This window comes from Marinomonas sp. UCMA 3892, from assembly GCF_012726345.1.
In the GTDB taxonomy this organism is placed as follows: domain Bacteria; phylum Pseudomonadota; class Gammaproteobacteria; order Pseudomonadales; family Marinomonadaceae; genus Marinomonas.
On the sequence record NZ_PTXN01000009.1, the window covers coordinates 53,491 to 79,790 of the forward strand.

Below are 26,300 nucleotides of genomic sequence, written 5' to 3' on the forward strand. Positions count from 1 at the left end.
TCTAACATCCTTTCATAATTCGCTGATTTTCAAACTGATTAACCTTTATCTTTGCTGCTACGACAAGAATGTCATACAGACTCATAGCAATATCGTTTAGGCTATGCTTCGCCGTAAAAACAGCTTCAACGCCGATCTTCTCTAATGTATTTTTATCTGAGGTAGGAATCACGCCACCTATGAAAATGGGGCAATCAGTACGGATTTTTTGAGTAAATTGTGTAACAAAAGGAATATGCGCACCTGATAAAATCGATAAGCCAATGCCATCGTATTGATACATCCCATCTTGCTGAATGATGTCGTCAATGCTCGCAAAAATGGGTAAGTAATCCACTTCGATACCAAGGTCACGAAGTAAAGAGACAATCACTTTCGCGCCTCGGTCATGGCCGTCCAAGCCTACCTTAGTGACTAAAAAGCGCAGCGGTCGACCTAACTGACTCGATAAGGCTTGATAGCGCTTAACCATATCCGCCTCAAGATGGGCATTAAATGGCGCCGATTCTATGTGTTCCGGTTTCAGGTAACGCGAGGCTTCATCAGTCAGCGCCTTGATGCATTCCCCAACAGTGGCTCTGACTCGGATCGCATCAATGGTAAAAGGCATGAGGTTTTGCTTACTTCTCGCTGCGGCTTGCAACGCCTGCAAAGCACGTTTAACGGCACCATCATCACGCTTTAATTTTAACTGGGCGAGCTTTTTCGATTGTTGCAACAGCGTTTTGTCCGAGGCAATTACACGCTGATGTTGAGGACTCGATGACGGACTTTGATAGCAATTTTTGCCCACGATTTTTTTGTTTAGCGCCTCTTCGTCCATGGCGGTTTGTAACGCTTGCCGATGAATAAAAGTCGTTAATTGGCCCGATGCCACCAGCGCTAACACACCGCCTTCTGTCTCTATGTTACTTTGCATGGTTCGCACATACTCGATCATGCTTTGGGTCGCGCTTTCCATCATATAAGAACCGCCCCAAGGGTCGACTACATCGCCAATGCCTGTTTCATGTTGCAGAATGAATTGTGTTTCTAGCGCCACTTTGCTGGCTTGATCCGAGGGCAAAGAGATCGCTTCATCATAAGAGTTGGTATGCAGGGATTGCGTACCGCCGAAAACGCCAGCCATGGCTTCGATAGTTGTACGCACAATGTTATTGAGAGGTGAGCTTTCGGTGAGTGACACACCCGAGGTTTGGCAATGCATTTTCAGCCGTTTTGCGCTCTCGGAACGAATACCAAATTCGTCTAATAATTCACTCCATAAAAAACGCGCGGCTCTTAGCTTTGCCACCTCTTTATAAAAACTCATGCCAAGTCCAAAGAAAAAGCTCAAGCGTTTAGCAACGAATTCCAGGTCGATACCTTGCTGCTGAAAGTGAGTTAAATACGCTCGTGCATTAGCCATAGTCAGGGCGAGCTCAAGCTCAGGGGATGCTCCCGCTTCTTGGAAGTGATAACCCGAAATCGACATGCTATTAAAGCGTGGCATGTGTGCGGAACAATAGGCCACCACGTCGGACACCACACCCATGGAAAAATCCGGTGAGTGAATATAGGTATTGCGGGCGATGTACTCTTTGAGAATATCGTTTTGAATGGTACCGCTAAGCTTATCAGGCGCTACGCCCTGCTCTTCAGCAGCGACTATAAAACACGCCATAATAGGCAACACTGCGCCATTCATCGTCATGGACACACTGACATTGCTAAGATCAATGCCATCAAACAACACCGCCATGTCTTCAACAGAGTCAATGGCGACGCCCGTTCGCCCCACATCGGCGGCGGCCAGATCATGGTCTGAATCGAAGCCTAAATGCGTGGGCAAATCAAACGCCACAGATAAGCCCATTTGCCCTTGCGACAAGGCGCGCTTAAAAAACGCATTGGTTTCCAGTGCTCCTTCAAAACCGGCGTATTGACGAATCGTCCAAGACTTTTGCTGATACATTTTTTCATATGGGCCACGCACAAAAGGCGCCTTTCCATGGGCATCACGCCAAGACTCGGCCATTTCTGACACCATCGAATACACGCCTTCGATCTTGGCTAAAGAAGGCGCTTTCATGATTCGCCCCCTACATTTGTTGAACTTTTTAAACTAGCTTGCTTCTCTTGAAATCGGACAAGTGAATGATCCAGATAGCGTTTTCGAGTGATGACATTGGCAATAAGAGCATGATCCGATTGACGATAAAGGCGCCCGCAATGGCTCAGCAATGATGAGTCTTGATCAGCAGATAGCATGGCGTAGAGGTTGGCTTCTAATCCATCGTCTAGATTAATATTGCCATAGTAGCAAATAGTACGTTCAACGGTTTGCCACAAGGCCATACTGTTTCGCTCAGAAATGTGATTGAGCGCTTGTAAATCTGATTGAAAAAAGCGTTCAGCGCGATCCATCACGGCTTGAAATTGCGCGAAATATAAGAAATCCGCCCCATTAAAATCCGCATAAGGACAAGGCTGATAAACAAAAGGCACCGCGCTGACAGACAAGGCCGCATCAGGCAAGGTTCGCCCTGCTTTGTGCTGCGCCATCATTTGGCTTGCTGCCTCATTGGCCGACCAATCGCCCTTTGCCATTTCACCACGTGCAACACTTTGGTTATTACCAAGCTCGGATCGATTGACAAAGCTAGATAATAACTCTACCCGAGCAACACAATCCCGATGACTATCGGGACCCTCTAGATAAAGATCATGACGGCTATAAGAGCGAGATGCAGAGACCCGCGTCAGCTGCGTCTCAATCCATAATCGACTGTTTTCAGTCACTTGATGCAATGCCGCGTTACTAATTTTTACCACCAGAAACGCGGCATACATATGTCGACCTTGTTGGTCGACAAAGTTTGGAGCAGGTAAATCAAGGCGTTTTGCTAACGCAAGCCAATGTTGATGACCGCATTCCTTGAGTAGCCAGTTTTCACTCAAACCGCCCAAGGCTAACTGTGGCATTCCAATAAAATAGTCTTGCGAGACAGAAACGAAATCCATTGATTTTTCTGCCATATTAAGACGCCTCAGACAAAGATTCTGTCGATTCTTTTTCGTCAACGACTTGGCGAATCACCTTGCTTAGATACGCCGCATCGGCAGCCACGCCAGAAAATCGTCCTGACCCCCACGTAAATAACCAAGGCAAACCAATAAAATACACGCCTTTTTCGTTCGTCACACCACGTCGATGAACCGGTGCGCCCATGCCATTAAAAACGGGTAAATCAAGCCAAGAAAAGTCAGGCGTAAAACCAATACACCAAATGATGCTGGTAATGCCAGACGCGGCTAAATCCAAGTTTTCACGTTCTTCTTTTGGCTCCCACACTGGCTGATAAGGCGGTTCAACGGGAGCATCAATGCCGTTTTTTTCGATATAAGCATCGATGCGCGTATTGATGTTTTTGTAGGTATCGTCAGCGGCGTCTAAATTCGCGGCTAAGTTGGGTTTGAAGATCAATTGGCCATCTTGGTAATTTTCTATCAAACCAAACAGCTCCATGCCTTCCAAGGCAAATTTACGCAGATCAATTTCTCGACCGCCGTCGCGCCCTGTCACATAGTGGTTGGTGTTATCACGAACCCCTTCACGCAATGGGTGCTCATCCACTGAAATGTTGTAGTAGCCCATATCATCAAGCCACTCCACCACATCTTTTCCACGATATTGGCGTGCCACACGCGGAGCGTTACCCGTTGCAAGAAACACTTTTTTACCATCAATATGCAGGTCTTCGGCAATTTGCGCACCAGATTGACCCGATCCAACCACCAGCACTGCACCATCTGGCAACTGTTGAGAGTTTTTATATTGATTGGAATGAATCTGCAGAACGCTTTCTGGAATGCGCTCTGCCATGCGAGGAATGATTGGCTTCAAATAACCACCAGAGGCAATCACCACCTGGTCGCCCGTAAACTCGCCTTTTGTGGTAACCACACGGAATTGCCCATTCTCCAGTTTGCTGATTTTTTCAACGCTCACGCCTTCTAAAATTGGCGGTTTAACTTTGGCCGCGAAACGATCCAGATAACCAATGATCTCTTCTCGCTTCATAAAGCCTTTTGGATCATCGCCATCGTAAGGATGGTTTGGCAGTTCACATTGCCAGTTAGGCGTCACCAAGGTGAAAGAATCCCAGCGTTGGGTTTTCCAGCTGTGCATCATGGTGTTTTTTTCAAAAATAAGATGGTCAATGTCTTGCTCTTGCAAGCAAGCACTCATGGACAAACCGGCTTGACCACCGCCGACAATTAATACGGAATAATGAGTTGGTTGGCTGTTTTGTGCAGTTGGCATAATGGTTTCCTCTAATCGATAAATCGTGTGACTTTCACAGATGCATTAGGTGTTGTTTCATAGCTGGCGCAGCGTGTCTTGATGACACCCAGCTGATCCATGGCGCTGGAACAGGCATAGCCGAAACGCTCACGAACACGATTGCTCGCCGCGTTAAGTGCCGTTTCACTGGTCGCCAAAAATTCGTTTAAGGGATACTCTTTTCCCGCACTAAAGTGCTCTTTAATGACACTGGATGGGGAATAACAGGCTTCGGTTTTACCATCAGGCCAAACCACTTCAAATTGCACTACAGGCATAACATCCTCTCTTCTTCGCGCGAGTCTTGCTTATCTTGTCGAAAGCCCAAAAAGGCCGCTTGTTCAAAGTCCCAAAAGGTGACGTTTTGACCTTCGTCTATCACCTCAATGGAAGGTCGTTCTGTCACATGCCCCATCGCGGCGGCATGAATGTCTCGGCTTTGAAAAAGCGCCACCACGTCATCCACCTTGTCGACGGGACAAGTCATCACAAAACCAAAACTTGGGAAAGCGCACAGCCAATCTGACCAACTCACTTGATCGGGTTTTGGGATCTGCTGCAAAAACACATCCGCACCTTTTTGTGAGCAATCCATAAACATGCCTAAGGTGCCCAACAGCCCTGCTTGGCTGATGTCTTTACAGCCTGTCAGCCAGCCTTTTTCAGCCAATAACGGCAGCAACTCTAGGTCGCCTCGCAACCGTTCAGCGGGGGCGTTCGTCGTGGCATTCCAATTAAGATACGGCGGACGAAACGCGCCTCGCTGATCCATGGCAACCACAATGGCGTCGCCAGTATTGGCATCGAAACTGGTTAACACTTCATTGGCATGACCCAAAATTGAAACAGCTAACTGTGTGGTCTTGCTGTTATGGCTGGTATGACCACCGACAACAGGCACGCCATAAGTCGAAGAAGCCGCTTTCATACCGGCAAAAATTTGCGCACTGACGTCGTCCTGTGCACTCCACAAAGCATTTACCACGGCTTTTGCTCGACCGCCCATGGCGGCAATATCACTGAGGTTGACCATGACGCCACACCAACCTGCAAACCAAGGATCCTGTGCGACAAAATCGGGCAGAAAACCTTCTATCGCAAACAAGTCATAGCCGTTGGCGTTTTTCAGCACCGCGGTATCATCGCCATTTGAAAAACCCGACTGATTACGTTTTTCAAATGAAGATATAACCGGCGCTAACGCCACTTTTGATGCCACTCCGGGGTAATGGCGAACGGTCTCAATGAGTTGTTGAAGCATAGGACACCTCCCCAACACCATGCGCGAAATCGGATTTGATCAGATTGGGTTCCAAACCCAACAAATATGGGCTGATTTCTGTGTCTTTCACCGGACGACCAGAAACCCAAAAGCCTAAAGATGGCTGGCTCAATGGTGGATAATGCTCAAGATCGGCCTGCATTTTGGCGTGCTTCATGCCATGAATATCTTGATACCCTGTCGTTGCCCAATGCAGCCGCTTAAACAGCACTTCGTTCTGCTCTTGCACCGTGGCTAAAAAGGTATGACAACCTAAGGTATTGGCGCTGGACACGGCGAGGCGAATCAAACTCGCGCCCAATACGCCTTGGCGACGAAAGGCCTTTTTCACCGCCAAACGAGAGCCCCACCATAAACCAGGCTCAGGTTGGTGAATTCGCACTGTGCCGACCACTTCTTCTGGCATCCCTAAGATGGACGTGGTGACAATTAATGACTGCGCGATCAGATCAATGTCGTCTCTATCATGTTCTTGGAACAAGCCTTGCTCTTCGCAGAACACTTCACGGCGAATGCGATTGGCTTGCTCAATTTCCCATGCATTCGTCGCCCATTTCACTTGGAATACACGACCTTGTTTAGACAGTGACATCGGCAGCTTCCTTTTCAAATCGAGACAGAGACGAGCAAGCACCACAGCGTGCGCAACCAGCTTTCACTTTGTCGGAAGTCATATGGAGATTCACCAATTCTTGCGCCAAAGGACGCAATACCGCCTCCATAAAAGACGCCGTTGGCGCAGGACGATCTTCTAACGGGGTACCAGAAATCGGCACAAAAGGCACCACGAAGGGATAAACGCCCATGGCAACCAGCTTGCGACAGGTGTCGATAATGATTTCTTCTGTGTCACCAAGGCCTACCAGAATATATGTGCTCACTTGGCCTCGCCCAAACACCGCTACGGCGTCTTCAAAGGCTTGAAAATACTCATCCAAAGACACTTCCGATTTGCCCGGTGTAATAGTTTTGCGTAATTCGGACGTAATCACTTCTAAATGCATGCCTAAGGAATCAATACCCGCGTCTTTCATGCGTTGATACCAAATAGGATCTTTCGGTGGCTCGCACTGACCTTGAATGGGCACATCAACTACAGCTTTGATGCCTTTGGCACTTTCACACATGACTTTCGCCCCGCGATCAGCACCAGCGGGAGTGCCTGTGGTCATGACAATATGCTTGATGCCGTCCAATTCCACCGCGGCTTTTGCCACTTCAGCTAATTGTTCCGGTGTTTTGTGAGCAATGGTGCGCCCTGCTCGCAACGATTGGCCAATGGAACAAAACTGACACGCTTTACGACGGCTTTCATAACGAATGCAGGTTTGTAATACCGTGGTAGCAAGCACATCGGTACTGTGCAAGGTGGCGATGTGTGAATAGGGAATGCCATCTGCGGTGGTTAATTTGTAAAATTCAGGGTCTTTGGCAAAAGTCACATCCGCCAGTGGAATGCTGTTCGATAACAATTGAGAGACTGGCTTATTTTGTGCCGTATCGTCTGTATTATGAATACCTTCATCTGACATCTCTTCATTCGAAAGCGTAAACGGCGATGCCCATGCGGTTTGGGTATAAATCGGCACCATTAACGTAGTGCCATCCACTGTGATCGCTTGATGATCGGATGGACCCGCGCCACCACGGCGGCTAACGTGCTCCTGATCCAACGAGGTCAGACGCAAGCCTTTGGTTTGTAACTCAGTTAGGAATTGAGATGCTTTCATTTTGAGTTGTGTCGTCATGTGACTCTCCTCCATTGAATGATTCAGGAAACACTGAGGTACGAAAAGTGTCTGGTTCAGACTCGGGTAAGCCTGCAACGTATTGGGATACTTGAGCATTCATTTGTAAGCTCAACAGTTCAGGACGTGCGTAATGTCCAACGGAATCCATCATACGTTTGCGCTTATCGATCAAACGGAAATCCAAATCCGCGTAGATAAAACCTTCGCCTTCAGTCATAGGTGGAACAAGGTGTTTACCCTCTGGCGAAATGATCGCGGTATTGCAGCCATCTCTTAGGGCTTTTTGCATGGCTGGATCGGGCGTGATGCTTTGAATTTGAGCCTCGGTGAGCCAGCCTGTGGAATTAATCACAAAGCAACCCGACTCTAAAGCATGATGACGGATGGTGACGTCCATTTGCTCGCCAAAAATAGGACCCACTAACGACCCCGGAAATTGCGCGCAATGAATTTGCTCGTGTTGTGCCATTAAGGAATAACGAGCCAATGGGTTGTAATGCTCCCAACAAGCTAAGGCACCAATTCGTCCAACCGCAGAATCAACCACTTTTAAGCCAGAGGCATCACCTTGACCCCAAATCATGCGTTCGTGATAAGTTGGGGTGATTTTGCGACGCTTCAAAATCAGCTCGCCGGTTTTATCGAACACCAATTGGGTGTTGTATAAGCTGCCGTTGTCACGCTCATTCACACCAACCACGACCACCATTTGACGCTCTTTGGCTTTGTGGCCAATAGCTTCTGTCGTGGCACTCGGCACAACAACCGCTTCTTGGTACAAACGAAGATGCTCAGGGCCTTGACTAACAGGTGGCAGCACAAACGAAAAATAAGGGTAATAAGGCATGAAGGTTTCAGGAAAAACGATGAGCTCTACACCGCTCTCAGCCGCTTCATCAATCATATTCAGTACTTTGCGCAGCGTACCGGCCAAACTCTCCAAATCCGGAGCAATCTGGACGGCCGCGGCGCGAACGATTGGGTAATCACTCATCGCCGCGGCTCCTATTACATTGTCCAGGTATCAATAATCAACGCATTATCACGACGATGTAGAAGTTTAAGATCCAATACATCCAATGGATTAATCGGTCTGATTCCTTCGATCAAAGAACGTTCGCCATGGCCATAAAGCGCTTGTAGGGCAAAACGACACGCGTAAACTTTCCCGCCTTCTGCCATGAATTTTTTCAACTGATTGTTGAAGTTCATGTGGCCTGGAAATGCTTCATCACCCAAAGTAGGAAAACCACGTTGTACCCCCAAATTCACCCCAGGGCCGTAAAGTAGAATACTGGTTTCGTAGCCTTTACGAAGAAGACGAGTGGCTTGCAGCATGTTCACAAAGCCAATGGAACCTTCAAAGGCAACCGTGTGAAAAGTCACTAAGGCTTTTTCTCCGGCTTCTGCTTTTACGTCTTCAAAGACTTTTTCTTCGTAATCAACTAGGAAATCACCATCTTTGTTCAGTGTGTGTGTTACTTCTGGCATGTTTTATCTCCGATCATGTTGTTGTGTAAGAAACCGATGTGTTCAATTTCAACTTAAGTATTGCAACAGGAGTGCCAATGATCGTATGAAAAAAAGCAATCAATATGCGATAAAGCAAAACATGATTGAAAAAATTCACGAGAAATTTTTTAAAAAATAGATAAAACAGGTTTTAACCTAGATCTAGCCTAACTTCTGCTTCGCACTATAAAGTTTCATTATGTTTAGACAATCACCAATTGAGTGCAAAAAAAGCCATAAACAACAATCAATTCATAAAAAAGCGAAGCACTCGTAGAGGCACTTATAGAGGCCTTTGCAAAAAAGATGGCTTTTAAAAGAAGTCATAAAGACTTGGAAAGGAGAATTAGAAAGACCTGAAAAGAAAAAGAGGCAGATTAACAGAACCTGCCTTTAAATAAGCCATTGTTGATTAGACTATTTCTGAAACACCACGCCAGACTTTGGGCGCTCATCTACCTTAAGTTCGAAAATATCGGGGCGTGAATAATGACCGGACACATCCAAGTCATAACGTGCCTTTGGAATATCCGCAAGATCAATCGACGCGCTAAGTAAACCTTCTCTATCTTGCAATGGTCCAGCAAGCACATTGCCCATAGGATCGACAATAATACTGCCTCCACGGATCAAACGGCGTTGATTATCCCAATGAGGAATATCAATACCAAGTACTTCTGGCGAAGGCTGAATCTGACACGCGCTCACCACAAAGCAGCGGCCTTCGTGACCAATATGACGCATGGTGCTTTGCCAAATATCTCGCTCATCCACCGTTGGCGCGCACCAAATATCCACGCCTTTGGCATACATGGCGGCACGTAATAACGGCATATGGTTTTCCCAACAGATAGCGCCGCCCAATCGCCCTGCTTGGCTTTCTACCACAGGTAAGGTCGAACCATCACCCAGCCCCCAAATAAGACGCTCCGTTCCGGTGGGCATGAGTTTACGATGTTTCGCTTCAAGGCCATTCTCTGGGGTAAAGTACAAAGACGTACAGTAGAGCGTGCTACCACTGCGTTCAATCACACCAATAACAATCGCCGCTTTGGTTCTTACTGATAACTCAGCCAAAGCATCGGTTTCCTCGCCCGGCACGGTCACGGCGCTATCGAAATAAGCGGCAAATGTCTCGCGGCCTTCATCGATTCGATAACCTAGGTAAGTACCAAAGGTTTCTCCTTTAGGATAACCACCCAACAAGGCTTCCGGCATCACCACCAGCTTGGATTGAGAGGCAATGATTTGCTCTTCAAAAGATAAAATATGTTCTAAAGTGCGAGCTTTGCCCTCAGGGTGAGAGCCAATTTGTAATGCACAGACGATAAACGCTGACATAAATACTACCTCGTTAACGATGTTTTCTTGATGAAAGTATTGGTCACAAAACCTCTATTCAGAGTAAAGTCTTTTGATAAACTCCAACATCCCAATCCATGACTAAGCATTATGAATGACATCAATATTTCATCGACTGACATGAACTTGTTAAAAGTATTTGAAGCCCTTTACATAGAAGGCAGCGCCAGTCGGGCAGCGCAGACTCTTGGCCTCACTCAATCAACGGTGAGTGCCTCTTTGCGTCGACTGAGAACACTTTATAACGATCGTTTGTTTGTAAGAGAAGGCAAGGGATTAGCTCCAACGACCACAGCACATCAGCTAAAACCACTGATTTTTGATGCTCTCGATAAAATTCGTGAAACCCTACAATTGGTCAATCACAACACCACCAACTATCAAAACCGTACCATAGTAATCGGCTTATCTGATGATTTTGAAATTGCGCTAGCCGGTAAATTGATTGAAAAATTAGCCTTAGATGCGCCGCATTTACGTCCTATTTTTCGCCAAGCCTATAGCGTCATTGTGCCGGACTTATTACAAGACAACGTTATTGATGTTGCCATCACTTCTGGCACAGGAAATAGTCGCTTTATTCGCCGCCAATTATTGGGAAAAAGCCATTACAGTTGCATTATTAACCGTCGTTACACCCAAAAACTTCCATTACTGACCTTAGAAGAATTCATTAGCTTTGATCATGTTTTGGTGTCGTCCGCGGGTTATGTAGGCATTGTCGATAATGCCCTAGCAAGAAATCATTTGAAACGCCATGTTATTGCTTCAACCACACATTTCGCTGCTTTGCCCTTTTTTTTGCAACAAGAAAATCGTATCGCAACTATTCCAGCCCACGCTGCAAACGCCCTAGCACAACTAGATGATCTTACAGTTCTGCCATGTCCTCTTGAGCTAGAAAGTTATCCCGTTGAAGCGGCTTGGCGAGCAAAAGACGACCAAAGTCCGCTCATTCAAACAGTTGTGGCTTCGATCAAAAATGTACTTGAAAGCACTTTGTCTTAACAAAGAAAGTAGTAACTACTTGCGACATTTATAAAATTGATTGCATAATAAAATCCAATCAATCTATCTACCTGAAAGAGCCAACTATGTCGACATCACTTCTGGCCACTTGGAAAAAAGAACTCGATAACAAAGGCAAATATCCTGCCTACAAACGTATTGCCGAACTGATTAACGAAAACATCGAATCAGGAAAACTGCAGCCGCAAGATAAGCTGCCGCCGATGCGTGATCTTGCGGAAGCCTTAGGAATTAATTACTCAACCGCTTCTCGTGCCTATAGCGAAGCGAAAAAGCGTGGACTCATCGATACTACAACAGGTGCAGGCAGTTTCATTAAAGGTAAAGTGCCCTCAGTAAAACCAAGTCTAGCACCCTATGAAATGACCATGAATTTGGTAATCGAACCATCGATTCCAACGCTATTAGAAGAGCTAAAAGACGGTGCGTTAAGTAGTATTGCCTCGGCAGACTTATTAAGCAGTATTCGTTACCAAGATTTTGGTGGTAGCCCAGAAACCAAACAATGCTTTTTAGGATTAATAAAACGACGCGTGATGAATGCCACCATAGATAGAGTGGTTTCTTGCCCCGGCATCCACAGTGGCTTAGTCGCTTTGGTCACTCAGTTATGCAGTAATCAGCAAATTATCTGTGTCGATAGCCTTACTTATCCGGGCATTAAAACCATTGCCGCTCAACTTGGCAAAACCCTTTTCTCTTTGGAAAGAGACAGTGACGGCCCATTGGTGAATGCCTTTGAAGACGCGTGTAAAACCCACGATGTCGCCGCGCTGTACATCAACCCAACCATGCAAAATCCAACCTCAGCCAGTATTTCAAAAAGTCGTCGAGAAGCGTTAGCAGACGTCGCATTGCGCTTTAGTATTCCAATAATCGAAGACGATGCCTATGGTTTAATCAGCCATGATTCGGCTCCCACCTTTGCGACGCTTGCACCAGAATTAACTTATTACATCAATGGCTTATCTAAGTGCTTTGGCCCCGGAATGCGCACCGGTTTTATATTGTGCCCAACGCATCGTAAAGCCGAATACACAGCCGGCGCATTACGCTCCTTGAATGTGATGGAAAACCCGATTATGCATGCCATTGTCTGTCGCTGGATAAACGAAGGGACGTTAGATCACATGATCCAAGCGATTAAAAGAGAAGCCAATGCGCGGCAAGCGATGATCAAAGAGACGTTAAAAACACACAGTGTGTCGATGGAAGAAAACGCCTTTCATTTTTGGATAAAACTGCCTAAACACCTAGGTTGGAATCCATCAGATTTGGCTACAAAGCTGCGTTCATTAGGGGTTAATGCGGTTTCTAGCGCGGCATTTGCCACGGACAATAATCCGCCACAAGCATTAAGAATTTGCTTTGGTGGTCCATCGTCAAGGCAACATTGCCAAGAGCAAATGACCATTTTATCTGAACTACTCAACCAGCCTGCACACTTAACCAGAGTCATGTATTAAAAAAGGGAGCGCTTTAGCGTTCCCCTTCTTCAATACAAAGGCATTTATTTAAATGAGGCTTTTATTTAGCTTCCATCCCAGCCAAGCTCATACCAAAGCGTATAATCGTCGCGACCACTAAAAGTGAACCAACGCCAAGCGCCCAAAAAATCAGTAACCATTTAAATTGATGAAGACTTTTTTTCATCGTATTTTCCTCCAAACTGACTTACTCACAGAACAGGCTGGCTCGCTGTAAACACCAGCCTTTTTGTTATCTGCTTTCTAGTGATAACCGTCGGTATCTACTACTTTTCCACGAAACACTCGATAAGACCAAAAGGTATAAATCAAGATGACAGGCACAATAAACACCACACCGACTAAGGTGAATTTGAGGCTAGACGTTGGTGCTGCGGCCTGATGAACCGTAATACTCGGTGGAATAATGTTTGGCCATAGACTGACACATAATCCCAAATACCCCAGAAACAGCATGCATAAAGCGCAAATGAAAGCGCGATATTCTTCTTTGGTATGCGCCGCCCCCATCAGCAAAAACGCAAAAGTCGCAGTGAAAATCGGCAAAGGCGCCAAATAGATAATATTCGACAAGTTAAACCATAAATCACGCACACTTTCGTTAATCATTGGCGTGTAAATGCTGATGATAAACATACAAGCCGCCAGTAACAGAGTTAATGGTTTAATAAGTGCACGCATTTTTTTCTGTAAACTGTGCTCTGTTTTAATGACCAACCAGGTTACACCGAGCAACCCATAAGCAAACAGCAAACTAAAACCGGTAAACAGGCTAAATGGACTCAACCAATCCAATCCACCGCCAGCGAACTCACCATTATCTACTTGAAAACCAAGGATCACAGCGCCCATTGCCACACCCTGAGCAAAGGTGGCCATTAAGGAACCAACAAAGAATAGCTTGTCCCACATTGGGCGATGAGACTCCGTGGCTTTAAAACGAAACTCAAAGGCAACACCGCGTAAAATCAAACCAAATAGCATCAGTAAAATCGGCCCGTACAAGGCAGACAAAATCACCGAATACGCCATAGGAAACGCAGCCAATAAGCCTGCGCCACCCAATACAAGCCAAGTTTCGTTGCCATCCCAAACGGGCGCAACCGAGTTCACCATAATATCTCGTTCATGTTTGTCTTTAATAAAAGGAAACAACAAGCCAATCCCTAAATCAAAGCCATCTAAGAACACATACATCATCAAGCCAAAGCCGATGACAAAGGCCCAAATAGTCGGTAAATCAAAATGCATGACACTGTCTCCTAAATTTCTACGCCATCAGCGGCGGATAGCGGACGGGCTGGGCGTTTATTTAAATGCTCATCGTCTTCAAGTGAATAATCATCTGCTGGGCCTTTGGTAATCAGCGCTAACATATAACGCACGCCTACACCAAAAACACAAATATACACCAACACAAAAATCAGCAACGACAAACTCATGGCAGTAACGCTGTTGGGAGAAGCGGCATCCACAGTGCGTTGCAAACCATAAACGACCCAAGGCTGACGGCCAACTTCCGTAACAAACCACCCTGTCAGCATAGCAATTAGGCCGCTTGGCCCCATAAGAACACAAAAACGCAAGAACCATTTTTTCTCGTAAATGTTGCCCTTTTTGCGAAGAGTCAATGCAGTTACTGCCAGCACAATCATCAACACACCAAGCCCCACCATGATACGGAAGCTAAAAAAGACCACTGGGACATAGGGACGATCTTCCGCTGCAACAGAAGTCAAAGGCGGAATATCTCCATCCAAAGAGTGGGTCAAAATCAAACTGGCAAGATTCGGAATTTCAATCGCAAAATCATTTCTTTCCTTTTCCATATTCGGCCAACCAAACAAGACCAGCGGAACGCCTTCACCTTTTTCAGTTTGATGCCAATGCCCTTCCATGGCTGCGACTTTAATGGGTTGGTGCTCTAAAGTATTTAAGCCATGTTGATCACCGACCATCACTTGCAAAGGTGCCGAAATAAGTAGCATCCACATTGCCATAGACAACATTTTTTTCGCTGCTTGCATGTGGCTTCCTTTAAGCAAATGCCAAGCACCTGAAGCACCGACCATCAATGCCGTTGCCAGAAATGCAGCCAAGCCCATATGTACTAAACGATATGGAAAAGAAGGATTAAAAATGATCTCGAACCAATCGACAGGCACCACGCGACCATCAACGATGTCGTAACCTTGGGGAGTTTGCATCCAACTGTTAGATGCCAAAATCCAAGTCATCGAGATTAAGGTCCCAATAGCGACCAAAATAGTTGAAGCAAAATGTAGCTTTTCGCCGACTTTTTTCCAGCCAAACAACATAACACCCAAAAAGCCAGCTTCAAGGAAGAAAGCTGTCATCACTTCATAACTCAGTAGTGGACCGGTAATCGCCCCTGCGAAGTTAGAAAATTGGCTCCAGTTGGTGCCAAATTGATACGCCATCACAATTCCGGAAACTACGCCCATAGCGAAGTTAACCGCGAATATTTTCATCCAAAATCGGCATAAGGTCATGTAAATAGGTTTTCTGGTGTACAACCACAAACCTTCTAATACCGCCAAATAACTGGCAAGACCAATCGTTATAGCGGGAAAAATAATATGGAACGAAACGGTGAACGCGAATTGTATTCGCGCCAAATCAATAGCGTTTAAATCAATCATTGTGCCCTGCCTACCCTCTACACTGTCAGAAAGCAAAAAATAATTACTTTGTTGAGTGTAAGACTTAAAAAAATACAGAACAGGCACAATAAATTAATTTAGAATAGGCACAGATTCATTATTAGGGGTGCAACCATGAGTCAGTTTAAATACCTAGAACTGGAACATTTGTTACGCAAAGACATAAAAGCCAATCATTTTTTACCAAGTGGAAAGCTTCCTTCTGTCCGAGAAATGTGCAAGAGTTTGGGCTTTTCTAAAGCCACGGTGTTACATGCCTTGCATCGACTCGAAGCTGAGGGACTGATCTTTTCTAAACCCAAATCAGGTTACTTTGTCAAAGCAGCTACACTAGGCGACCGCCTATCACCAAAGCGCATTGACCCACCTGCCGCTCCTAGAGATGTAACCGTTCCAGCCATCTTAAAAGACATCATGACGCGCAGTGCTGCCTTTGATATTTTACCAACAGCTGGCGCTACTAATGATACGAATCACCTCATTACATTGAACCGACACTTAAGCAAAGCACTGCGCTCCAGACCCACTCAAAAAGCTCTATACTACAGCGACTCAAGCGGCGATATACGTTTAAAAGACGCCATTGTGGCTCACTATCGCCATCGTAGTTTGAATCAAGATCCATCACAGGTTTGCATTACTGGTGGCTGCCAACACGCCTTATTCATTTCTCTCATGGCGACGTGTTCACCCGGTGATACTGTGGCAGTGGAATCGCCTGCATTTTATGGCGTACTGCAAATCATGGAACAACTCAAACTGAAAATCATCGAGGTCGCTGCTGACCCTGAAGAAGGTTTGAGCGTTGAAGATTTGACCGAGAAAATAACAGAGTGGCCAATTAAAGCCTGTATTGTGTCCCCAAATTACGCCACGCCCACGGGGGCATTTATGCCAGAAAAAGCCCGCCGAGCGCTCATCAATTTAGCGGTCGAAAAAGATTTTTGCATCATAGAGGACGATATTTATGGGGATTTGGCTTTTCCACCTTTTACTGCAGAACCATTGAAAAAATTCGATTCTAATGGACAAGTTATTCTGTGCAGCTCTTTCTCGAAAAGCCTATCACGAGATTTAAGGATTGGTTGGGTGTTTGGTGGCAAATGGCACGACAAGATTACTCAATTGAAGCTAGTTACCCAGCTATCCTCTAGCGAATCCACTCAGCAAGGGCTGGCGACATTTTTAGAAGAAGGTCATTATCGTCGCTACCTAGCTCAACAGGTCAATACGCTAAAGCAACAACAAAGGGAACTGATGATTTTATTAGATACCCATTGGCGTGACAAGATTCGCTATACCCACGCCCAAGGCGGCATTTCTATGTGGGTAGAATTAGACGGATCCATTAATACACAACGCAGTTATAACAAAGTATTAGAGCAAGGCGTGATCATGACACCCGGCTCACTTTTCTCGGCATCGGGTCAATATAAAAACTTTTTACGTTTAAGCTATATCCATCCGTTAACCGAACAAAGGCAAGCCGCTGTCAAAAAGCTGTTTAGCGTACTACTTGAATAAGCTGTTTAACACGTTAAACCTATCGACGAACCCTTTTATATAGCGGGTTCGGTTGCGATACGCTACCACTATAAGTGACTGACAAGCCTTTGATGCCTTTCGCCGCATCATGGGGGTCCTTACCTTCTTTAATTGCAAAACTGTCAAAACCGCATTGGCGCATTAGGCTCAACTGATCTCTTAGTACATCACCAAAGGCACGTAACTCCCCTTGATAATTTAACCGCTTACGCAGTAAATACGCCGTCGAGTAGCCACGTCCATCTTTGAAATCAGCAAAGAAAATACAGATAAACGATAACTTATCGATATCGCCTTTTAATTCCATTGGATCATCGTCTACATCAACCCAAACAGCCGTTGGCGTGTTGTCGCCTCGCTCAACTCGCGCTAACCAAGCCTTCATAGGTAAGATTTGATGGGACTCAAGTGAGTCACAATCCTTTTCTAAAATAGCCCAATCATCGGCTTTACTGATCGTCATATCATTAGACTGAATATGGATAATATTCTTCATACTAAGCTCCTACCGACTCATAAGCAGCCAACTTGAATGGTTCCAAACCTATGCGTAAAAAGGTTTCATGAAACGTTTCGCTGTCATCTCGATTCGCTAGATACGCATTGGTAATGTTTTTAACCACTCTTGGCAGCGCGTCTTCACTCACCGCAGGGCCAATCACTTTGCCGATTTGACTGTCTTTGCCTTGAGCTCCGCCAATGGTAATTTGGTAATAATCTTCGCCTGATTTATTCAGCCCTAGAATACCGATATTGCCAATATGGTGATGAGCACAAGCATTAATACAACCAGATAAGTTAATACTGATGTCACCGACTTCTAGCTGCTCTTCAATGCTGTAAGCCTCAGCTACTTTTTTGGCGACAGGAAATGAATGTGCTGTTGCCAAACTACAATAGCTTGCTCCGGGACAAACAATCATATCACTCACTAAGCCCACATTCGGTAAGGCCAAACCCACTTCGCATAAACTTGACCAGACATTGAAAAGGTACTTTTTCGGAATGTCAGGCAACACCACGTTTTGTTCGTGAGCAATGCGAATCACACCAAACCCATAAAGATCAGCAAGATCGGCTATACGCTGCATTTGCTCAGCATTTAAGTCACCCGGCGTGTTGGTAGGAAACTTGGTAGAAATCGCCACCGACGCATAACCACTGACTTTATGAGGTTTCACGCTGCGTGATACCCACGAAGCAAACTCGTCGTTACTTGCTATATGATTGCCATATCTAAGATCAGTATCATCTAAGGTTTTGTAGAGTGGCGACAAGAACTGAGAAGCCACGCGGCTTAATTCATCATCGGTAAGTGTAGAAAAGCCCTCACGAATTTGCAGCCATTCGGCTTCCACTTCTTCACGAAAAGCGTCTACACCTAATGAATTCACAAGAATTTTAATACGCGCTTTGTACTTATTGTCGCGTCGCCCATAGCGGTTAAAGACGCGAAGAACTGCTTCAATATATGACAATACTTCCGACCAATGTAGATCTTCTTTCACGGCTTTATTCAAGAAAGGCGTACGACCTAATCCACCGCCAACCATAACCTGAAAGCGCAATATTTCTTCTTCGTCACGATACAAATACAAACCGATATCGTGCATACGCACTGCCGCTCTGTCTTCTTTGCTAGAACTAACCGCAATTTTGAATTTACGAGGCAAGAACAAAAACTCAGGATTCACTGTTGCCCATTGACGAATAATCTCGGCAAAAATACGCGGATCATATTCTTCATCGGGAGCTACGCCCGCGTAAGCTTCGGTAGTAACATTACGCACACAATTGCCTGATGTTTGAATTGCATGCATATCAATAGATGCCAAATGCGCCAAAATATCTGGCGTATCTGCCAATTCAATCCAGTTGAACTGGATATTTTGACGAGTGGTAAAGTGCCCATAACCACGATCAAATTCATTGGCAATGACTGCCAAACCACGCATTTGATCACTGGATAACGCACCATAAGGAATAGCGACCCGCATCATATAAGCGTGTTTTTGCAAATACAGCCCATTTTGCAAACGCAACGGTAAAAATTCGTCTTCCGTTAATTCACCACTCATCCGACGCGCCACTTGATCGCGAAACTCTTCTACTCGCTCATTAACCAACGCCCTGTCATATTCATCATATCGATACATTTTTGTCATTCTCCCCTAAACCTGAAATATGCGGAGAAAATATCAATAAGACAGTGTCTCTAATAGGACAAGAAAAAATAAAAATGATAGGTACAGATAATAAAAAAACAGCCTTAACGGCGGTCAAAAAAACGTAATTACTATTTGCTTTCTTACATTGCAATTCGAAAATGAGTAAATACCACTCTTTTTTAGGCTTTAATATATGCTAAGAATCTATATTGCGACGTTGAAAGAAAAACAGATGCTTCCTGTCAGGTGTATGTACTTGATTCAAAAGAAACACCAAATTCTACCTGTAACAACAGCACTATTTTCGGAGCAATTAATTAATATTTTTTCTGAGTAAAAGAATTTATAGCTATGGAGAATACTAGGGTACGTTTAAACTTTATAAAAACAAAAGCATGATACGATGTCTCACAGAAACACTTTGAGTATTGGATAACTAAAACTAACGTTTCATGGCAAGCAATAAAGCCGTATCTGGGTGATGTTATGAACAAAGCCAAAGGTTTTTCGACCTGATACCTTTGCTCTCTATCCAATGCATGAAAAGTATAAGCTCCAACTGAGAGAACATTAACAAAGGCTTAGAAGTGTCTAGAAAAGTCCCGTTAAGTCACTACATTCGAACTTACCCAAAATTCGATACAAAATAGAATAGAGGTCTGTAGAGTAAATATATGACTAATAAATCAACAAATCCACGCCGACTTACTCCATCTATGCCTTGGCTATTAGCTTTTGAATCTGCAGCAAGAAATCTTAGCTTTACATTAGCAGCCAAAGAGCTTTCTCTCACACAAAGCGTTATAAGCAGACACATACAATCTTTGGAGGACTTACTGGAGGTTGAACTCTTTCACCGAAATGGTAAGCAGTTACAGTTGAACGAAGCTGGCGCGATGTACATGAGAGAAGTAAGCAGCGGACTTCAACGAATACGTAATGCATCACAAAATTTAAACACATATAAATCCGCGGCAACATCAATTAACCTTGCTTGCTTGCCAACTTTCGCCGCAAAATGGTTAATGCCGCGTTTGGCCGATTTCTATGTTAAACACCCCAACATTCTTGTACACATACATGCAAAAATCCGCCAATTTAATATGGAATTAGAGGGAATGGATTGCGCTATAAGTGGTGGTGGGCGAGCTTGGCCTGGAATGGCATCCTATCCTCTAGTCAAGGGCTATCTAGTTCCAGTAATTAGCCCAGCATTGCATGAAAGAGTGCCTTTCAACACGCCATCTGATGCCGGATTACATACGCTTTTACAAGTATCTACAAGGCCTGACGATTGGTTCCAATGGTTTTCTGTCCATGATCTTTCAACAACTAATATACGTCTTGGCCCTCAATTCGAAATGACTTCTCATGTACTCCAAGCCGCTATCGCTGGAATTGGAATTGCATTGGTGCCTTCTTGTCTCGTTGAAGATGAACTTACAAACGGATCATTAATTATGCCTTTCAGTCCGTCAAAAGTAGATACGCTAAAATATGACTACTCTCTACACATCACTCCTCATCAAGACCAATCTCCTACTGTTTCGGCTTTACGGGAGTGGCTTCTAGAACTGTCGACCCAATAATTAATCCCATCAGCTGTATGGCTCAAAAAAATTAAAAGCGCCTCCGAGAGCCAGCCCAAATTTAGATATCGATACTCCAAAATTGCGAGAGTAAAACAGCTCATCACAAGATCAACATGCCCTATCTCATGACTGTATGAGCACCTTTAATCTTACTGAAATTGAAAGTACCGACATTGCAACCGATCAATAAGCCACCAGGAAATATCATCTTTGGTAGAGAATTAAACCGACCTTAATTATAGCTCGAGCACCATAGGCCAAATTTGATTCTAAATCATGTGATTAGAAATTCTGATAGCAGTTTTAGAGCTTTGTTTCCAATTCAGGTAGAACCTCAAACAGATCACCTACCAAGCCATAATCAGCCACCTGGAAAATTGGCGCTTCGCCATCCTTATTAATAGCCACAATTACCTTAGATTCTTTCATCCCAGCTAAATGCTGAATCGCACCAGAAATCCCCACTGCAATATATAACTCTGGTGCCACAATTTTTCCGGTCTGACCAACTTGCAGATCATTGCTTACAAAACCTGCATCCACCGCTGCACGGGACGCACCGACCGCGGCTCCTAGTTTGTCAGCAACCTTTTCAAGCAAGCTAAAGTTCTCAGCAGAGCCCAGCCCCCTTCCACCGGAAATTACTGTACTTGCTGCGGTCAACTCTGGGCGGCCTGACTTAACCAACTCTTCACTAACGAAACGCGAGCCCCCTATATCGAAGACAACATCTACAACCTCAGTATTTGCATTTCCACCCTCCGCCTTAGCCTTCTCAAAAGCTGAAGCCCGAACGGTTATAACCTTGACCGTATCTAAAGATTGCACTGTTGCAATAGCATTACCCGCATAAATCGGGCGCTTAAATGTATCTGCTGATTCCACAGCAACAATCTCTGAGAGCTGACCAACATCAAGTAGGGCTGCAACGCGTGGCATCGTATCCTTAATAGTACTGCTCGCTGCTGCAATAATATGGTTATAGTCAGCCGCCAGCTCAACAATCAAGACACTTAGATTTTCAGCCAGCCCCTTCTCATAACAAGCATTATCAGCCAACAAAACCTTACTAATACCCATAACTTGTGCAGCTTCATCAGCAACACTCTGGCAACCGCTACCTGCGACCAGTATTGAAATATCACCGCCAAGCTGACTCGCGGCCGTCACAGCACTAAGAGTCGCTGGATTGAGTGTGCTATTATCATGTTCAGCAATCAGTAAAATACTCATTCCATTCTCCTTAAATAACTTTGGCTTCGTTTTTCAACTTGTCGATCAACGCATCTACACTGTCCAGCTTAATACCTGCTTGTCGCTGAGCTGGTGTTTCCACTTTTAATTGTGAAATATGCTGCTTGAACTCCACACCAAAATCAGCTGGAGTCTTCACTTCTAGAGGCTTTCGCTTAGCTTTCATAATGTCTGGTAATTTGGCATAACGTGGTTCATTCAGACGAAGGTCTGTCGTAACAATCGCTGGTAGTGTCAATGATAAGGTACGTAGACCACCATCAACTTCTCGAGTAACCAGAACATCGCCTCCTTCAACCGTTACTTTCGAGGCAAAAGTGCCCTGAGGACGACGAGTTAAAGCGGCAAGCATCTGGCCAACTTGATTATTATCGGAATCGATCGATTGCTTGCCTAGTATCACCAATTCTGGCGCCTCAACTTCCATTACTTTGGCAAGCAGCTTAGCGACATTTAATGGCTCAGGTTGGCTGTCAGTTTCGATATGAATAGCGCGATCCGCACCAAGCGCCATGGCAGTACGTAGCTGTTCCTGAACGGCATTAGGACCAATTGAAACCACCACTATTTCAGAAGCTATGCCAGCTTCTTTTAGACGTATTGCCTCTTCAACGGCAATTTCACAAAAGGGATTAAGAGCCATTTTTACATTGCTCAAATCTACGTCTGAATTATCAGACTTCACGCGCACTTTTACGTTGTAATCAATAACGCGCTTGACGCTAACAATTATTTTCATAAATAGGTCTCGATATTATTTATTAAGTGATTTAGTTTTTATTCGGCAAAACTTTTCCACGATTCAATAAACCTTTTGGGTCCATCGCTTCCTTTAGCCTCATCATCAGTGCTATTTCACCAGGGTTTCTAGATATGCTTAGGTGATCTTTTTTCTTTAATCCTATTCCATGTTCAGCTGAAATGGATCCACCTATTTCCTTCAGTGGCTTATAAACTAAACTCTCAATTTTAATACGCGTTTCTTCATTGGAATCCCCTGTCGAAATTGAGACATGCAAATTACCATCACCTAAATGCCCAAATACAACGACTTTGGCATCTGGCCAGATTTCTCTTACTGACGCCTCTAGTTCATTAACATAAGTATCCATGCTTATAATCGGTAAGCTAATATCAAAAACAAAGCGTGGAGCAATTAATTCAGAAAGCCCTTCGATATCCTCTCGAATAGCCCAAAGACGGTCACTTTGTGTATCGGAATTTGCAACCACGGCGTCGCTTAAAAGCTCTTTTTCAAAAGCCAATGTAATAGCCTGCTCAAATCGTTGTGCTGTCTCCGCTTGGTCATTCCCCAACCCCTCTATCAATACATAAAAAGGCGCATCCGTATCTAGAGGGGCATTATGACGACCACTTTCTTTCGTCAATAATGCATAATAACTGCGCCACATCACCTCAAATGCGCCGAGCTCTCCTCCCAATGTTTGTCTCATGTGCTGCAGTAATCCAACAAGACTTTCAAAGCTATCGCATGCAACTAGGGCCGTTTGTGACGCAGACTGCTGTGGTTGCAACTTGAGAACTGCACGGGTAACTATTCCAAGTGTTCCTTCACTTCCGATGAACATATGTTTTAAATCATAACCAGCATTATTCTTCAGCATATTGTTCATTGAACTGACCACTGAACCGTCAGCCAGTACTACTTCGAGGCCTAGCACTTGATCACGCATCATGCCGTAACGGATAACTCTTATACCACCTGCATTCGTCGCAATATTGCCACCGATAGTACAAGACCCTCGTGCCCCTAAATCCAAAGCAAATTGCATCCCGATTTGCTCCGCAGCCTCTTGAACGATTTGAAGTGGCACCCCAGCCTGAACGGTCAAAGTGCCGCCCACAGGATCGACCGATTCAATTTCAGTCATACGCTCAAGCGAGATAACTAACTCATTCGATGCTGCTACAGCACCGCGCACCAACCCAGTCAAACCACCATGTGTTACGACTGGCTGGTCCGCTTCGTAACACAAAGCCATTACTTGCGATAACTGTTCAGCATTAGCGGGTCTAACAAGCGCTAACGCCAAACACGGCTCTTTTGTAATCCAATCTGCAGGTCGAGCACGGACATCCTCACCACGAAGGATATTTTTTGCTCCCACCACTTTTTCTATGAAATCCAACAAAGTATCCATGCGAACCCTCAACCTTATAATAAGTTTGAATATAAAAATCTTTATAAACAGGCAGGGTTAACCCTTACCTTAAAAAGGAAATAAATAATTTTTTAATTTAGAATTAAGTCTTTAAATAAGAATAATGGCTTTCTATTTATTCCTATAAGCAAGCCATCGTTTAAAAGAAAAGAAAATTGACCCAAGTGTCAGCACGATAAAGAACCATGTAATCGGTCCTCTAAAGAAAATAGACATATCATAGTTACCAATTAACAATGATCTCCTAAGGTTATCTTCGAACATGGGGCCTAATATGAATCCAATTAAAAAAGGTGCAGAAGCAATCCCTGTTTTATTGAATATATAACCTAGAACACCAAAGCCCATCATTAACCAAATATCAAATGTATTGTTATTGACGGCATAGGCTCCATAGACACAAAACATCACGATGATTGGGAATAATATTTCCTTTGGAACATCTGCGATTTTTGAGAAATATTTTATAGCGCCAAGCCCAACTACTAATAAAAACAAGGAGCTGACCATGATTCCTATAAAGAGCGCGTAGATGAGTGATAGATTATCTTGGAACATTAAAGGACCCGGCGTCAGTCCATGAATCATGAATGCCCCCAGAATAATCGCCGTCACCACATCGCCAGGGATTCCAAGAGAAAGCAAAGGAATCATAGTCGCCCCTGCTACACCATTGTTTCCAGCTTCGGCTGCTGCAACGCCCTCTATTTCACCTTTACCAAAATTTTCTCTATTAGGAGATTTTCTTCTCGCCTCACTATAAGAAATAAAGGCGGCTGCGGTCGCACCACTACCTGGAATAGCGCCAATGATGACACCAATGAAACTGCCTCGAACAATCGTTTTAAAACATTTTTTGAATTCACTCCAAGATACCTCTGTACCATTTGCGCTAATAACGATTTTTGATGCAACTTTTCGTTGGTAAAAATCAATCACCTCAGGGATAGCGAAAAGGCCAATTAGCAAGGGAATAAACGAAATCCCATCCATCAAATTATAGTCGTCAAAAGTGAGTCTTTGAGATCCATAAACAGGGTCTAAACCTACTAAGGAAATCATAAGACCTAATGCAGCCGCTAAAAAGCCTTTGAGAACAGCCCCACCAGATAAAGACACAATAATGGTCAGGGAGAAGCAAATAAGCCAAAAAAATTCTGGAGCACCAAAATTTAAAGCGATTTTCGCAAGATACGCCGCAAAAAATATCAGTGAAATATTAGATATGATATCGGCTATCACTGAAGAATATAGGGACATTTTTAGCGCTTTCTTCGCCTCGCCATTTTTCGCCATAGGATAGCCATCCAGTAGCGTACAAGCTGATGCAGGTGTACCTGGTGTACGGATCAATATTGCGGTTATTGATCCACCGTACATACCTCCTTTATATATCCCAACTAATAGCAGTATCGCTGAGACAGGTTCCATAGAGAATGTAAAAGGCAAAGCTAACGCCACAGCCATGGTTGTTGTAAGTCCAGGGATAGCACCAATTACAACACCTAAAAAGACACCAATAGCAATTGCAATGAAGTTATCCCACACAAAAAAGAGCGATAATACTTCTGAAAAATTTTCCATAAAACAATCCTAAATATACTCAAAAATCTTATTTAATAAGGCATTACAGGTAATGGCACACCTAGAACTTTGGTAAACAATAAAGTGATAACTACAGGAATAATAAATGCGAGGCTATATACCCATTTTTTTTCAATTGGGTGAGCAACAAAGAGTATAAGAGTGGCAAGAATCCCACTAAATATGGCGCCAATTAACTCAAACAAAGACAAATAGACTACCAACGCCAGAGCCATTAACAAAAAACGTAAAACGGAACCTCGTTCAGAACCAACGTATTCCTTATTGTCTTTATAATTACGGAATAAACCTTGAATAATGAGCAAAATCGCTATTAGAAAAATCAACCACCCTATATAACGAGGTAGCCAGCTTGGAGACATCATAGGATTCTGAACCAGTGCAGGCTCAATCACATATTGAGGGATAAGATAAAACAATAACAGGCAAGCGAAGGCCAGCATCACACCGCCAACCAAGACTGTCGAAATATCAGCAGATGATTGCTTAAAACCTTTGAACATTTTAGGTACCTTATTA

24 protein-coding genes and 1 pseudogene are annotated in these 26,300 nt (G+C 44.4%); 4 read left to right on the top strand and 21 right to left on the bottom strand.

Going from position 1 to position 26,300, the window contains the following annotated elements; translation table 11 throughout:
• Position 1: 1 nt before the first annotated feature.
• From B6N13_RS13780 to B6N13_RS13825, 10 genes are all read right to left on the bottom strand, one after another.
• Positions 2–2,071 (bottom strand): methylmalonyl-CoA mutase family protein, encoded by a 2,070-nt coding sequence (locus B6N13_RS13780; RefSeq protein ID WP_169459667.1) that lies wholly within the window; start codon positions 2,069–2,071, stop codon positions 2–4.
• On the bottom strand, positions 2,068–3,018 hold the full coding sequence (locus B6N13_RS13785) for a Pnap_2097 family protein (RefSeq protein WP_169459668.1): 951 nt from the start codon (positions 3,016–3,018) through the stop codon (positions 2,068–2,070). Before B6N13_RS13785 ends, B6N13_RS13780 begins: the two co-directional genes overlap by 4 nt.
• Before the next feature lies 1 nt (position 3,019).
• Positions 3,020–4,306, bottom strand: a complete 1,287-nt coding sequence (locus B6N13_RS13790; protein WP_169459669.1) for an MSMEG_0569 family flavin-dependent oxidoreductase — start codon at positions 4,304–4,306, stop codon at positions 3,020–3,022.
• 11 nt (positions 4,307–4,317) lie between these two features.
• Positions 4,318–4,605 carry an MSMEG_0570 family nitrogen starvation response protein gene (locus B6N13_RS13795; protein WP_100188210.1) on the bottom strand — a complete coding sequence of 96 codons (288 nt, stop codon included), beginning with the start codon at positions 4,603–4,605 and terminating at the stop codon, positions 4,318–4,320.
• A complete protein-coding gene (locus B6N13_RS13800) occupies positions 4,596–5,588 on the bottom strand; it encodes a sll0787 family AIR synthase-like protein (RefSeq protein WP_169459670.1) in 993 nt (330 codons plus the stop codon). Before B6N13_RS13800 ends, B6N13_RS13795 begins: the two co-directional genes overlap by 10 nt.
• On the bottom strand, positions 5,569–6,201 hold the full coding sequence (locus B6N13_RS13805; RefSeq protein ID WP_169459671.1) for an MSMEG_0567/Sll0786 family nitrogen starvation N-acetyltransferase: 633 nt from the start codon (positions 6,199–6,201) through the stop codon (positions 5,569–5,571). Before B6N13_RS13805 ends, B6N13_RS13800 begins: the two co-directional genes overlap by 20 nt.
• Positions 6,188–7,357: an MSMEG_0568 family radical SAM protein gene (locus B6N13_RS13810; RefSeq protein ID WP_169459672.1), complete on the bottom strand. Its 1,170-nt coding sequence runs from the start codon at positions 7,355–7,357 to the stop codon at positions 6,188–6,190. Before B6N13_RS13810 ends, B6N13_RS13805 begins: the two co-directional genes overlap by 14 nt.
• Complete coding sequence (locus B6N13_RS13815; RefSeq protein ID WP_169459673.1) at positions 7,314–8,354, bottom strand: Nit6803 family nitrilase; 1,041 nt, start codon at positions 8,352–8,354, stop codon at positions 7,314–7,316. Before B6N13_RS13815 ends, B6N13_RS13810 begins: the two co-directional genes overlap by 44 nt.
• Positions 8,355–8,368: 14 nt before the next feature.
• Positions 8,369–8,851: an MSMEG_0572/Sll0783 family nitrogen starvation response protein gene (locus B6N13_RS13820; RefSeq protein WP_100188205.1), complete on the bottom strand. Its 483-nt coding sequence runs from the start codon at positions 8,849–8,851 to the stop codon at positions 8,369–8,371.
• A 438-nt stretch (positions 8,852–9,289) separates the two neighbouring features.
• Entirely contained in the window at positions 9,290–10,213 is a 924-nt protein-coding gene (locus tag B6N13_RS13825) for a carbon-nitrogen hydrolase family protein (protein ID WP_169459674.1), read from the bottom strand.
• Positions 10,214–10,324: 111 nt separating this feature from the next.
• Between B6N13_RS13825 and B6N13_RS13830 the strand changes: the two genes are divergently transcribed.
• Together B6N13_RS13830 and B6N13_RS13835 are read left to right on the top strand one after the other, a co-directional pair.
• Positions 10,325–11,242 (top strand): LysR substrate-binding domain-containing protein, encoded by a 918-nt coding sequence (locus B6N13_RS13830; RefSeq protein WP_169459675.1) that lies wholly within the window; start codon positions 10,325–10,327, stop codon positions 11,240–11,242.
• Positions 11,243–11,328: 86 nt separating this feature from the next.
• A complete protein-coding gene (locus tag B6N13_RS13835) occupies positions 11,329–12,729 on the top strand; it encodes a PLP-dependent aminotransferase family protein (RefSeq protein WP_169459676.1) in 1,401 nt (466 codons plus the stop codon).
• Positions 12,730–12,790: 61 nt separating this feature from the next.
• Here B6N13_RS13835 and B6N13_RS13840 read toward each other — a convergent pair whose 3' ends face one another.
• From B6N13_RS13840 to B6N13_RS13850, 3 genes are all read right to left on the bottom strand, one after another.
• Positions 12,791–12,916 (bottom strand): DUF2474 family protein, encoded by a 126-nt coding sequence (locus tag B6N13_RS13840; RefSeq protein WP_169459677.1) that lies wholly within the window; start codon positions 12,914–12,916, stop codon positions 12,791–12,793.
• 77 nt (positions 12,917–12,993) lie between these two features.
• Positions 12,994–14,001 (bottom strand): cytochrome d ubiquinol oxidase subunit II, encoded by a 1,008-nt coding sequence (gene cydB, locus B6N13_RS13845; protein WP_169459678.1) that lies wholly within the window; start codon positions 13,999–14,001, stop codon positions 12,994–12,996.
• 11 nt (positions 14,002–14,012) lie between these two features.
• Complete coding sequence (locus B6N13_RS13850; protein ID WP_169459679.1) at positions 14,013–15,413, bottom strand: cytochrome ubiquinol oxidase subunit I; 1,401 nt, start codon at positions 15,411–15,413, stop codon at positions 14,013–14,015.
• 135 nt (positions 15,414–15,548) lie between these two features.
• Here B6N13_RS13850 and B6N13_RS13855 point away from each other — a divergent pair, with 135 nt between their 5' ends.
• Entirely contained in the window at positions 15,549–16,958 is a 1,410-nt protein-coding gene (locus B6N13_RS13855; protein WP_169459680.1) for a PLP-dependent aminotransferase family protein, read from the top strand.
• Between the two features lie 19 nt (positions 16,959–16,977).
• Here B6N13_RS13855 and B6N13_RS13860 read toward each other — a convergent pair whose 3' ends face one another.
• Together B6N13_RS13860 and B6N13_RS13865 are read right to left on the bottom strand one after the other, a co-directional pair.
• Positions 16,978–17,475, bottom strand: coding sequence for a DUF934 domain-containing protein (locus B6N13_RS13860; protein ID WP_169459681.1), 498 nt, complete (start codon positions 17,473–17,475; stop codon positions 16,978–16,980).
• Position 17,476: 1 nt separating this feature from the next.
• Positions 17,477–19,135, bottom strand: coding sequence for a nitrite/sulfite reductase (locus tag B6N13_RS13865; RefSeq protein ID WP_169459682.1), 1,659 nt, complete (start codon positions 19,133–19,135; stop codon positions 17,477–17,479).
• 686 nt (positions 19,136–19,821) lie between these two features.
• Between B6N13_RS13865 and B6N13_RS13870 the strand changes: the two genes are divergently transcribed.
• Positions 19,822–20,736, top strand: coding sequence for a LysR substrate-binding domain-containing protein (locus tag B6N13_RS13870; protein WP_169459683.1), 915 nt, complete (start codon positions 19,822–19,824; stop codon positions 20,734–20,736).
• A gap of 27 nt (positions 20,737–20,763) precedes the next feature.
• Here B6N13_RS13870 and B6N13_RS23410 read toward each other — a convergent pair.
• The 6 genes and pseudogenes from B6N13_RS23410 to B6N13_RS13895 form a co-directional block, all read right to left on the bottom strand.
• Positions 20,764–21,000, bottom strand: a pseudogene (locus B6N13_RS23410) (electron transfer flavoprotein-ubiquinone oxidoreductase); the annotation flags it as partial.
• Between the two features lie 42 nt (positions 21,001–21,042).
• The gene (locus tag B6N13_RS13875; protein ID WP_169459684.1) at positions 21,043–21,972 is read right to left on the bottom strand and encodes an FAD-binding protein; all 930 of its coding nucleotides are present in this window, start codon (positions 21,970–21,972) and stop codon (positions 21,043–21,045) included.
• A 10-nt stretch (positions 21,973–21,982) separates the two neighbouring features.
• Positions 21,983–22,732: an electron transfer flavoprotein subunit beta/FixA family protein gene (locus B6N13_RS13880; RefSeq protein ID WP_169459685.1), complete on the bottom strand. Its 750-nt coding sequence runs from the start codon at positions 22,730–22,732 to the stop codon at positions 21,983–21,985.
• 31 nt (positions 22,733–22,763) lie between these two features.
• Positions 22,764–24,155 carry an FAD-binding oxidoreductase gene (locus tag B6N13_RS13885; protein WP_169459686.1) on the bottom strand — a complete coding sequence of 464 codons (1,392 nt, stop codon included), beginning with the start codon at positions 24,153–24,155 and terminating at the stop codon, positions 22,764–22,766.
• A gap of 132 nt (positions 24,156–24,287) precedes the next feature.
• Positions 24,288–25,760, bottom strand: a complete 1,473-nt coding sequence (locus tag B6N13_RS13890; protein WP_012070841.1) for a tripartite tricarboxylate transporter permease — start codon at positions 25,758–25,760, stop codon at positions 24,288–24,290.
• Positions 25,761–25,792: 32 nt separating this feature from the next.
• A complete protein-coding gene (locus B6N13_RS13895) occupies positions 25,793–26,284 on the bottom strand; it encodes a tripartite tricarboxylate transporter TctB family protein (RefSeq protein WP_169459687.1) in 492 nt (163 codons plus the stop codon).
• Positions 26,285–26,300 lie beyond the last annotated feature (16 nt).